Below are 2,476 nucleotides of genomic sequence, written 5' to 3' on the forward strand. Positions count from 1 at the left end.
GGGCAGGTTAGTTTAACAAAAATCACTTGAATAATTCGATTCTGAATCTGTCCATCTTCTGTTTGAAAAATCTCCACAGAAAAAGCGCCGGCTCACGATGTTATCGTGAAATCGGCGCTTTTTTAATCGATACCAAATATACGTTCAGATGGAGTCTCTATTAGGAAGCCTCATTAATTGATGATATGGATCTGTTTTAACAACTGTTCCAATGGTACCGCTGGATTACACTGATCAACCCTCCGTCCCTGGGCCTACTCAGCCCTATTGGACGCCGCAGGATCCGGCTGTTTACTATTCAGGAAGCACTGTCAATTGCGACGAGCCGTTCGCTCTATGCCATCAGCGATTACTTTGTACAATTGGTGCGGAATGTCGTGTCCCATACCGTCCACCAACATTAGCTCGGCCCCAGGGATGGCAGTAGCCGTGTCTTCGCCACACGCCGGTAGAATCAGGGGATCGTCTACCCCATGAATTACAAGTACTGGTACTTTTATGGTCGCAAGCCGCGGACGACGGTCACCGGCGACAGCCATAGCAGCAATTTGTCGTCCGACACTGCCTGGATCGTAGTCTCGCTGGATTTCCTCCAGAATGAGCGCCCGATAAGAATCCTCTTCAAACGGATAACCGGTGCCGGCGATGCGTTTGGCAAAAGAGAGTTTTTGCGCCAAAAATCCTGCTTCATCCTCAAATGGGTTCGGCGCCGGTTTAGTCATCATCGCCATAATTTCTGGGGAAGTTTGCGGAAGAGCAGGATTACCGGTGCTGGACATAATGGATGTGAGTGATAAAACCCGTTCAGGATACTCACTGGCTATAATCTGGGCGATCATTCCGCCCATCGACCTGCCAACGAAATGTGCTCGGTCAATTGATAGGGCGTCGAGCAGTCCAATAGCGTCTTTGGACATATCATAGAGAGTGTAAGGGATGTCTGGTCGCTGTCCCGACATGAGAGCAGTCGCCAGTGCGTTGAAATCCAGTGTCGGATAATGGCTAAAGTGTGTCGAGCAACCTACGTCGCGATTGTCAAAGCGGATTACACGAAAGCCCTTCGCTGCTAATATCCGACAAAACGAATCCGACCATCGGATCATCTGGGTTCCAAGCCCGGCGATAAGGATAATAGCCTCGTCATTTTCGTTACCGAAACTGTCATAGGCCAAATCGATGTTGTTGACTTTCAGAATGTTCATAATAATGTTCTTCTCCTTTTATTTTATTGTCGGAAGTTCTGTCATAGGTAGAAGGCGTGAATCTTCGATCGCTGCAGTGCGATGCCCTATACCGGCCATGTACTCTTGATGACTTGGAAAAGCAAGAAACGACTGCGCGCTGCTCTGACGGATAATCATGACAAGGTCCCATCTTTCATCTTCGGGCCCGATAAGAAACTCTCCGCCATCGCCAAGAAACATAATTTCACCTCCGCTTTCACGGAGAAATGGGAGGGTGTGATCAATATAGCGGTTGAAAGCTTCGGCACCGCTGATTGGGACCTCCGGTGTTAGTTCAGGATTGGCTGTATAATCGGCAACATCACGAAAACGCATCAGGTTCAACATAACGATGCTGCCCTCAATGCCTCGCTGTATAAACCTCTTGCCAGCGTGTTGTGATGGTTCGATATAGCGAATAGCTTTAAACTCTGTCATAGCGAAGCTCCTTTCGTGGTTTTCTCTTTATTCCAAATTAAATTCTATATGTCTACAGATGCTTTCTTTTATAAGTCCCCTTCAGGGAATGAATTAGAGGCTAATTTTTTGATATGGTTTCTGATATCAGGTGTCCAGTCATCGATGAAGTGGTAAAAACGATCCAAATCACCAGCATACAGTGCACGCAGAGCTTCTTCATATTGATGGAAGTTCCCAGCCATAGCTGTCATAAAGTTATATGTTGCTTCTTGTGCCTCTCGTATCTTACTCTGTTTTCCTCCAGCACGGCGAGCCTCACCAACGAGTTTTCGTAATGTTACCGATGCTCCTCCAGGTTGACTCTTTAACCATTCCCAATCCTGTGGCAATAACGTAACCTCACCGGATACAACCCCCAGCTTAGGTCGACCGACCCGCCGTGTAGGTTGATGATTCATTTCGGTACCTGACAAGTCACCGAACGGTTCTCCTAATCGTAAGAGCACGTCATTTGTCTCCCCACGAAAATCAACATCTATTTGTTTCCCCGTGGTATCGTCAAATATAAGCAGCTGTGCGAGGTCTCCCTCATCCAATGCATCCTTCACTGTAGAAACAACGTGCCGTAACGTACCGCTGGCGACGATTCTCACACCCAGAAATGCTGTACAGTATACATTCGTTTGACTATCTCTCATTTTGTACATCCTCCTTTGAATACCTTAATAATTTTACCCGGATAAAATAAGAAGTCAATATTACCCGGGTAAAATATGATTTATTATTTGTTATGGAGGGGTTAAGTGCAAAAGACACGGTCTAAGAGACACCCC

3 protein-coding genes are annotated in these 2,476 nt (G+C 46.6%); all 3 read right to left on the reverse strand.

The window, feature by feature from the left end; genetic code table 11:
• Positions 1–311: 311 nt before the first annotated feature.
• A complete protein-coding gene (locus KJS58_RS24660) occupies positions 312–1,202 on the reverse strand; it encodes an alpha/beta fold hydrolase (protein ID WP_191805083.1) in 891 nt (296 codons plus the stop codon).
• An 18-nt stretch (positions 1,203–1,220) separates the two neighbouring features.
• Complete coding sequence (locus KJS58_RS24665; RefSeq protein ID WP_225229572.1) at positions 1,221–1,559, reverse strand: DUF1330 domain-containing protein; 339 nt, start codon at positions 1,557–1,559, stop codon at positions 1,221–1,223.
• Between the two features lie 170 nt (positions 1,560–1,729).
• Positions 1,730–2,341: a DUF2239 family protein gene (locus KJS58_RS24670; protein ID WP_191805079.1), complete on the reverse strand. Its 612-nt coding sequence runs from the start codon at positions 2,339–2,341 to the stop codon at positions 1,730–1,732.
• Between the last annotated feature and the right edge of the window lie 135 nt (positions 2,342–2,476).

The organism is Paenibacillus sp. J45TS6, from assembly GCF_018403285.1.
Classification (GTDB): domain Bacteria; phylum Bacillota; class Bacilli; order Paenibacillales; family Paenibacillaceae; genus Paenibacillus.